This is a genomic window from Frateuria sp. (assembly GCF_035695185.1).
GTDB lineage: Bacteria > Pseudomonadota > Gammaproteobacteria > Xanthomonadales > Rhodanobacteraceae > Frateuria_A.
The window spans coordinates 1-7,448 of sequence record NZ_DASSES010000165.1; the positions used below are offsets into that span (position 1 = coordinate 1).

General features: G+C 66.8%; 10 protein-coding genes. 2 read left to right on the forward strand and 8 right to left on the reverse strand.

Annotated features, from left to right (window positions below):
* Nucleotides 1-159 precede the first annotated feature (159 nt).
* Nucleotides 160-288: a hypothetical protein gene (locus tag VFH59_RS13460; RefSeq protein ID WP_267171833.1), complete on the reverse strand. Its 129-nt coding sequence runs from the start codon at nt 286-288 to the stop codon at nt 160-162.
* A gap of 41 nt (nt 289-329) precedes the next feature.
* Nucleotides 330-695: a hypothetical protein gene (locus VFH59_RS13465; RefSeq protein ID WP_325165421.1), complete on the reverse strand. Its 366-nt coding sequence runs from the start codon at nt 693-695 to the stop codon at nt 330-332.
* Between the two features lie 24 nt (nt 696-719).
* On the opposite strand from VFH59_RS13465, the gene VFH59_RS13470 reads away from it, so the two are divergent.
* Complete coding sequence (locus VFH59_RS13470; RefSeq protein ID WP_325165422.1) at nt 720-1,259, forward strand: class I SAM-dependent methyltransferase; 540 nt, start codon at nt 720-722, stop codon at nt 1,257-1,259.
* A gap of 193 nt (nt 1,260-1,452) precedes the next feature.
* Here the strand turns inward: VFH59_RS13470 and VFH59_RS13475 are convergent, their stop codons facing one another.
* The 3 genes from VFH59_RS13475 to merT are packed head-to-tail and all read right to left on the reverse strand — an operon-like array spanning nt 1,453 to nt 2,315.
* Nucleotides 1,453-1,668: a GDCCVxC domain-containing (seleno)protein gene (locus VFH59_RS13475; RefSeq protein ID WP_325165423.1), complete on the reverse strand. Its 216-nt coding sequence runs from the start codon at nt 1,666-1,668 to the stop codon at nt 1,453-1,455.
* Entirely contained in the window at nt 1,658-1,954 is a 297-nt protein-coding gene (merP, locus tag VFH59_RS13480; RefSeq protein WP_325165425.1) for a mercury resistance system periplasmic binding protein MerP, read from the reverse strand. The genes VFH59_RS13475 and merP overlap by 11 nt, the downstream gene beginning before the upstream one ends.
* A 10-nt stretch (nt 1,955-1,964) precedes the next feature.
* Complete coding sequence (merT, locus tag VFH59_RS13485; protein WP_325165430.1) at nt 1,965-2,315, reverse strand: mercuric ion transporter MerT; 351 nt, start codon at nt 2,313-2,315, stop codon at nt 1,965-1,967.
* A 69-nt stretch (nt 2,316-2,384) separates the two neighbouring features.
* On the opposite strand from merT, the gene merR reads away from it, so the two are divergent.
* A complete protein-coding gene (gene merR / locus VFH59_RS13490; protein WP_325165426.1) occupies nt 2,385-2,789 on the forward strand; it encodes an Hg(II)-responsive transcriptional regulator in 405 nt (134 codons plus the stop codon).
* Between the two features lie 263 nt (nt 2,790-3,052).
* Here the strand turns inward: merR and VFH59_RS13495 are convergent, their stop codons facing one another.
* From VFH59_RS13495 to VFH59_RS13505, 3 genes are all read right to left on the reverse strand, one after another.
* The gene (locus VFH59_RS13495) at nt 3,053-3,385 is read right to left on the reverse strand and encodes a copper-binding protein (protein WP_325165427.1); all 333 of its coding nucleotides are present in this window, start codon (nt 3,383-3,385) and stop codon (nt 3,053-3,055) included.
* A 3-nt stretch (nt 3,386-3,388) separates the two neighbouring features.
* A complete protein-coding gene (locus tag VFH59_RS13500) occupies nt 3,389-6,556 on the reverse strand; it encodes a CusA/CzcA family heavy metal efflux RND transporter (RefSeq protein WP_325165428.1) in 3,168 nt (1,055 codons plus the stop codon).
* Nucleotides 6,553-7,448, reverse strand: an 896-nt coding sequence (locus tag VFH59_RS13505; RefSeq protein ID WP_325165429.1) for an efflux RND transporter periplasmic adaptor subunit, incomplete at its 5' end; no start/stop codon positions are given. The genes VFH59_RS13505 and VFH59_RS13500, both read right to left, overlap by 4 nt.

Sequence of the window (7,448 nt, forward strand, 5' to 3'; positions counted from 1 at the left end):
AGGCCGGTGCCGACCAGCGACGTGGCCTGGGCAGCGAACAGATGCCGGTAGACCCGATCGGTAAGGACTTCGAACAACATGGCGGGCTCCGTATCACGGGCAAGCGCTACGCACGCGGTGGAAGGCCGGCCGGGCGGAAACCTCCCGGCGTTCGCATACCTACTCGTGGGCAAGTTTCCAGATGCCGTGCGCGTCGATCTGCAGCCGATAGTACGCATGCAATGCGGTCACGCGCGCGTCAAGCGCTGCCTGCGCAGCGTCCAGCGACTGGCGTCGCGCCAGCAGCATGGTCTGCACATCCGCCTCGCCGAGCGCATAGGCACGCTGGGTCAGCTGCGCCGTATCGCGTGCGTTGCGGGCGCTGTCTTCTGCCGCTTGCCAGCGCGTGAGATGCTGGTGGCATCGGTATAGGCCGCTTCGATGATCCGTCGTTCGCGATCCAATGCGGCGGTCACCGCATCGACAGGCTGAGGCCGACGGCACGCGCGCGCCGCGTGTGCCAGGTCCTTCGTCAGTGTCGCCGAGATCGTCTGTGGCTCGCTGCTAATCGTCTGCCGGCTGACGCGGTTTGCAACAGTTTCCTTGATCGTCGGCGTAATCTTCACCGCGGCGCCATCGGGAGCATGGGTTCCTCCGATCCAGAAGTCGCCGCTATTTCTTCGCGCCATTTGCGCTTTCGGCGCAACAACGGCCATCGGTCAAGGTACTGAGGAGCCTCCATGAATCGCCAGCAGCACTGGGAAACAGTCTATGGCAACAAGGCATCGGATGCGGTCAGCTGGTACCGCCCGCATCTGGATCATTCGCTGCGGGTCATTGAACGGGTCGCACCCGATCGCGGCACCGCCATCCTCGATGTCGGCGGCGGCGCGTCCACTTTGGTCGACGACCTGCTTTCGGCGGGCTATCGCGACCTCAGCGTGCTGGATATTTCCGCACAGGCGCTGGACGTCGCCCGCCGGCGCCTCGGGGAACGGGCCCATAGCGCGACCTGGCTGGCCGCGGATCTGTTCGACGCGCCTCTACCGGCGGCGCGCTATCAGCTATGGCACGACCGCGCCGTCTTCCACTTCCTGGTCCAGCCGAAGCAACAAGCGCGCTACGTCGCCCAGCTCAATCACGCGATCCGACCGGGCGGCTATGCGGCTATGGCGACGTTTGGCCCAAGGTCCGATGAAATGCAGCGGGCTCGACGCGATGCGCTACGACGCCGACGGACTGGCGCGCGTACTCGGCAGCGATTGGGCGCTGCTGGATAGTGAGCTGGCGATGCACGCGACACCCTCGGGCACGAGCCAGCAGTTCCTCCATGCCTTGTTCCAGCGCCGGTCTGACAAAGCGCAGGCCCGGTAGCGGCGAGGCGTACCGCAGTGTTTAGGTCATTTCAGCCTGTCGTTGCGGAGCGTCAAGCCTGATGGCCGTGGCCGACCTCCTTCCTGAGTCAGATCGGCACTACCCGCAGCAGGTCTTCTGCTGCTGGATGGGCGGGCAGGGCACGGTGCCGTAGGAACAGAACACGCAGCAATCGCCGGGTTTCGGTCGCAACAATTCGCCACACCCGGTGCAGTCGTAGAAGAACTGACAGGCATCGGTTGGCATGGTCTCGGTCGCCTGATGGCCGCATTTGGGGCACGTCAACATGCTCTGCAACGTCATGTCAGCCGCCATGAGGCATTGCCTGAATCGTCGACGGGTAACCCGCCTCGCCCGTGGCCTTGGCCAGTTGATCCGGACGCGCCTTGGTGTCCTCGTAGCTGACGGTGACGGTTTTCCTAGCCAGGTCCACCGCCACGTTGCCGACCCCGTCGATCTTCTGCAGCGCTTTCCTGATGGTGAGGGGACAGGTCGGGCAGGTCATCCCTGGTACGGCCAGGGTGACTTGCCGCGTGGACGCCAGGCTCACGCTCGAGACGGCGCAAGCGAGGACAAAAGCGATGGCAGGCAGGGTTTTCATGCGGGGCTCCTCAATAGAACCATGGGGCAACGTAGGGAAAGGCGAAGGCGATCAATACCAAAACCGCCACGCTCCAGAACACCAGCTTGTAGGCCCGGCGCACCGCGGGCACCGCACAGACCTCGCCCGGCTGACAGACGGCCATGGGACGATGGATGCGGCGGTAGGCAAGCACCAGCGCGACAAGGGATACCGTCAGGAACAACGGCCGCAACGGTTCGAGCCGGGTCAACTGGCCGATCCACGCGCCACTCAGCCCGATGCTCACCAGGACAAGCGGCCCCAGGCAGCAGGCCGACGCCAGAATGGCCGCCAAGCCACCGATCGCCAGGGTGCTCTTTTCGCTGGTGCGCTGGGCCATGACCGAACCGGTGTCGTTTGAAGGTTTCACGGCGTAACCTTACTTCCGTAGTCGACTACGGGGTCAACCATGACGAGCTTCACCATCGGCTTCCTTGCCAAGGCGACGGAAGTCCACGTCGAGACAATCCGCTACTACCAGCGCCGTGGGCTGGTGGCCGAGCCGCCCAAACCGCCAGGCGGTATTCGCCGCTACGACGAAACGCACGCGCGCCGTTTGCGATTCATCAAGCATGCGCAGGTGCTGGGCTTCGGTCTGGATGAAGTCGCCGACCTGCTCGCATTGGATGACGGGCGGCATTGCCGTGACGCCGAACGCATCGGGGCCAAAAAGCTGGCGATGGTGCGCGAACGCATCGAGCAGTTGCGCCGGGTAGAGCAGGCGCTCGCCGCGCTTGTCCAGCAGTGCCACCGCAACCGCGGCAAGGTGCAATGTCCCTTGATGGCCTCGCTGGAGGCGGATGTGGCGGTTTGAGGTGGCTTGGCGCGAGCAGACGGACGCCCGCCACCGGGCAAACAACAAGCTGATGCGCAGGCGCTGCGACACATGCGCGAGCTTGGAGCGTACTCATGCCATCGGTACGTAGGAGTCCACCGCCGTGGGTCCAGGCCGCCAAACCCCATCCGTTTGTGGCTGAGCGTCTGGACTCTCCTTGTGCGCGGCTGATCGAGGGGTACGCCCGTGCAAGCTCGGCACGGTGATGCGTCCGCCGCTGTCGCAGGCGAGACATGTTGCCGTCAGGATTGCGTGCTCTTGAGCGCAGTGACCACGCTATTCATGCCATCCGGGCGAAGCGTGAACTGCACCTTCTCGCCTACCTTGGCCTGCTTGAGCACCTCGGGTGTGGCGTGGAAAGGCATGGTCATGGCGGGCCAGCCGATCGCCGGGATCGCCTGGTGCTGCAAGGTGATGGTGCCTTGCTTGAGGTCGATGGCTTTGATGACGCCTATCGCTTGTGCCTCGGTAGGCCTGGCGTTTTGCTGCATGCCCGGCATATGGGGATCCATCTGCAGCGGACCGGCGAAGGCCGGGGCAACGGCGAGGCAAAGGATCAGTGCGATCGTCTTCATGGGTCAGTCTCCTTGCGGGTTGGGTGAAGTGGTGGAAGGGCGCTGCGCCTTGCGCAGGCGGCGCAGGACCAGCAAGTGGAAGGCGGCCGGGAGCACCACCATCGACAGCAGTGGCGCCGTGAGCATGCCGCCGATCATCGGCGCGGCAATGCGTTGCATGACTTCGGAGCCGGCGCCATGGCCGAGCAGGATTGGAAACAGGCCGGCGAGGATCACGGCCACCGTCATGGCCTTGGGCCGCACGCGCTGCACGGCGCCCTCGCGGATGGCCTCGTCCAGGGCCGCGGGCCCGGCGTGGGGATCGCGTGCGAGCCGGCGATCCCAGGCCTGGCGCAGGTAGAGCAGCATCACCACGCCGAACTCGGCAGCCACGCCGGCCAGCGCGATGAGGCCAATGATGGTCGCCACCGATACCGCGTGGCCGAGCAACCAGATCAGCCACAGCCCGCCGACCAGCGCCAGCGGCACGCTGAGCATGATGAGCGCCGCTTCGCTGGCGCGGCGGAACACGGCGTAGATCAGGCCGAAGATGATCACCAGCGCGATGGGAATCACGAGCTTGAGCCGCTGCATGGCACTGGCCAGAAATTCGAACTGGCCCGACCAGCCCAGGCTGACGCCCGGCGGCAGCTTGATCTGCTGGCCCACCGCGCGTTGCAGGTCAGCCACCACGGTGCCGAGGTCGCCGCTGGTGTCGACGTAGACGTAGGTTGCAAGTTGCCCGGCTTCACTCTTGAGCATCGAGGAGCCGGCTTCGATGTTGATGTCGGCGATCTGGCCCAGGGTGAGCTGGGCGCCGTCGGCAGCCACGATCGGCAGTTGCCGCAGGGCGCCGATCGAGTCGCGCTCGCCGCGCGGATAGCGCACCACGATGGGATAACGCTCGCGCCCCTCGATGGTCTGCCCGATCGGCTCGCCGCCCACCACGGTGGCGATCAACTGCTGCACGCGCGCCTGCGTCAGGCCATAGCGCGCCGCGTCGATGGGACGCACGTGCACGTCGACGTAGCGGCCGCTGGTGGGGCGCTCGGCAATCGCCGAACTGACGCCAGGCACGTCTTTCGCCACCGCCTCGATCGCATCGGCGACCTGCTGCAGCGTACCCAAGTCGTTGCCCAGCACCTTGATGCCGATCGGGCTCTTGATGCCGGTGGCGAGCATGTCGATACGGTTGCGGATCGGCGGCACGAACAGGTTGGTCAGGCCGGGTACTTTTACGGCCTTGTTCAACTCCTCCTTGATCTTCGCCATGGTCATGCCGGGGCGCCATTGATCCTTCGGCTTGAAGGTGATGGTGGTCTCGAACATCTCCAGCGGTGCCGGGTCGGTCGCCGTCTCGGCGCGTCCGGCCTTGCCGAAAACATGGTCGACCTCCGGTACCGTCTTGATCATGCGGTCGGTCAATTGCAACAGCTGGCTGGCCTTGCCGGCCGAAAGGCCGGGCAGTGCCGTGGGCATGTACAGCAGCGTGCCCTCATCCATCGGCGGCATGAACTCGCTGCCCAGGCGGCTCATCGGCAGCACCGCGCTGAGCAGCAGCAGGCCGGCCAGCGCCAGGGTGGTCCTGGGCCAGCGCAGCACGGCGTCGATGACGGGCCGATACCCGCGCATCAACACCCGGTTGAGCGGGTTCTCCATCTCGCCGCGGATGCGCCCGCGCACCAGGTAACCCATCAACACGGGCACCAGCGTCACCGCCAGGCCGGCGGCGGCCGCCATCGCATAGGTCTTGGTGAAGGCCAGCGGCGAGAACAGCTTGCCTTCCTGGCCTTGCAGCGCGAACACCGGCACGAACGACAGCGCGATGATGAGCAGGCTCACGAACAAGGCCGGGCCGACTTCGGCGCTGGCCTCGGCGATCAGCGACCAGCGCTGCGCCCCCTGTGGCTCGTTGCCGTGATCGTCCCGCCAGTGTTCCAGGTGCTTGTGGGTGTTCTCGATCATCACGACGGCCGCATCGACCATCGCGCCGATGGCGATCGCGAGGCCGGCTAACGACATCAGGTTGGCGGTGACGCCTTGCAGGTCCATCACGATGAAAGCCGCCAGCACGCCCAGCGGCAGCGTGATCACCGCGACCAGGGAGGAGCGCAGGTGGCCCAGGAACAGCGCACAGACCAACGCGACGACGAGGAATTCTTCCAGCAGCTTGCCCCAGACGTTCTCGACCGCCGCGTCGATGAGCCGGGAGCGGTCGTAGGTCGGCACGATCTCGACCCCGGCGGGCAGGCTGCGTTTGAGCTCATTGAGCTTCGCTTTCACCGCGGCGATGGCGGCCTTGGCGTTCTTGCCCGAGCGCAGCACGATCACGCCGCCGGCGACTTCGCCCTGGCCGTCCAGCTCCGTGATGCCGCGACGGAAGGTGGGGCCACGGCGCACGGTGGCGACGTCACGCAACAGCACGGGTACGCCGCTGCCAGTGGCGGTGACGGGTGCGTTCTCAAAATCGGCCTTGCTGCGCAGGTACCCCTGACTGCGCACCATGAGTTCAGCCTCGCCCTGCTCGATCACCGAGCCCCCGTTGGCACCGTTGGCGGCCTTCACCGCATCGACGAGTTGCGGCACGGTGATGCCGCGCGCGGCCAGCGCCTGCGGGTCGGGCACGATCTGCCAGGCGCGCTCCATGCCACCCAGGCTGGCCACCTCGGCCACGTCCGGCACGGTCTTCAACTGGAAGCGCAGGAACCAGTCCTGCAGGGCGCGCAGCTGGCCGAGGTCGTGCTTGCCGGTGCGGTCGACCAACGCGTACTCGTAGATCCAGCCCAGGCCCGTCGCGTCCGGGCCGAGCGCGGGATTCACGTCCGCCGGCAGGCTGGCGCGCACCTGGCTCAGGTATTCGAGCACACGCGAGCGCGCCCAATACAGGTCGGTGTGGTCGTCGAACAGCACGTAGACGTAGGAGTCGCCGAAGAACGAATAGCCGCGCACGGTCTTCGCGCCGGGCACCGAGAGCATGGTGGTCGCCAGCGGGTAGGTGACCTGGTCCTCGACCACCTGCGGCGACTGACCGGGCCAGCTCGTGCGGATGATGACCTGGGTATCGGACAGATCCGGCAGCGCATCGATGGGCGTGTGCAGCGCCGCGAACACGCCGGCCAGTGCCAACGCGAGTGCCGCCAGCAGCACCATCACGCGGTGCGCGATGGCCGCTCGGATCAGGGCGGCGATCATGGCTGGTCGCCAGCACGCATAGGCATCCCCGGCATCGAGCGCGCGCTGGATGCCGGCGCCGGATGGGACGGAGTATCCAGGCGCTCCAGCGCGCCGGACAGACTCGCCTCCGAGTCGATCAGGAACTGGCCGGAGGTGACGACCTGCTCGCCACCCTTGAGGCCCTCGAGCACCTGCGTGTAGCCGCCGGCCGAACGGCCGGCGCGTACCGGCACGGCGCGGAAGCGGCCTTCGCCTTCGGCGAGGATCACGCGTGCTTCGGTGCCGGTGGCGATCACGGCCTCGTCGGGGACCACTGGCACCGCTTCGCCGCGTGCGGGCGCGAGCTGCACGGACGCGAACATGCCCGGGCTCAGGACGCCGTCGGGGTTGTCGATGACGATGCGCGCCTTTTGCGTGCGGGTGGCATTGTCGATGTCGGGCAGCAGCGTCTCGACCTTGCCGTGGAACATGCGGCGTACCGCGTCGACGGTGACCGTTACCTGTGTGCCGGCCTGCACCGCGCCGGCCATCCCTTGCGGCAGGGCCGCTTCCACCCACACGGTCGCCAGGCGATTGAGCGTCATCAAGGTCTGTCCGGCGGTGACACGCTGGCCCTCGCGCACGTCCAGCGTGGTGACCACGCCGGCTTGCGGCGCATGCAGGGTGATGGCCGTGTTGCCGCCCGGGTGGGCGGCCCGGATGTCGGCGTCGGTCAGGCCCAGCACCCGCAGCCGCTCGCGTGCGGCGGCGCGCAGTGCCTTTGCATCGCCCGATTGCGCCTGCTGCAAGGCGCGGTACTCGGCCAGCGCGCTGTTCCATTGCGGCGCCAGCAGTTCGGCCAGCGGCTCGCCGGCAGTGACGGTGGTGTAGGGCGCGCGCACGTCGAGCTTGCTGATCACGGCATCGACCC

Excerpts from the sequence above, each read along its gene's own strand:
- VFH59_RS13460 (WP_267171833.1), bottom strand. The coding sequence starts at position 288 with ATGCTGCTGGCGCGACGCCAGTCGCTGGACGCTGCGCAGGCAGCGCTT.
- VFH59_RS13465 (WP_325165421.1), bottom strand. The coding sequence starts at position 695 with ATGGCCGTTGTTGCGCCGAAAGCGCAAATGGCGCGAAGAAATAGCGGC.
- VFH59_RS13470 (WP_325165422.1), top strand. The coding sequence starts at position 720 with ATGAATCGCCAGCAGCACTGGGAAACAGTCTATGGCAACAAGGCATCG.
- VFH59_RS13475 (WP_325165423.1), bottom strand. The coding sequence starts at position 1,668 with ATGGCGGCTGACATGACGTTGCAGAGCATGTTGACGTGCCCCAAATGC.
- merP (WP_325165425.1), bottom strand. The coding sequence starts at position 1,954 with ATGAAAACCCTGCCTGCCATCGCTTTTGTCCTCGCTTGCGCCGTCTCG.
- merT (WP_325165430.1), bottom strand. The coding sequence starts at position 2,315 with ATGGCCCAGCGCACCAGCGAAAAGAGCACCCTGGCGATCGGTGGCTTG.
- merR (WP_325165426.1), top strand. The coding sequence starts at position 2,385 with ATGACGAGCTTCACCATCGGCTTCCTTGCCAAGGCGACGGAAGTCCAC.
- VFH59_RS13495 (WP_325165427.1), bottom strand. The coding sequence starts at position 3,385 with ATGAAGACGATCGCACTGATCCTTTGCCTCGCCGTTGCCCCGGCCTTC.
- VFH59_RS13500 (WP_325165428.1), bottom strand. The coding sequence starts at position 6,556 with ATGATCGCCGCCCTGATCCGAGCGGCCATCGCGCACCGCGTGATGGTG.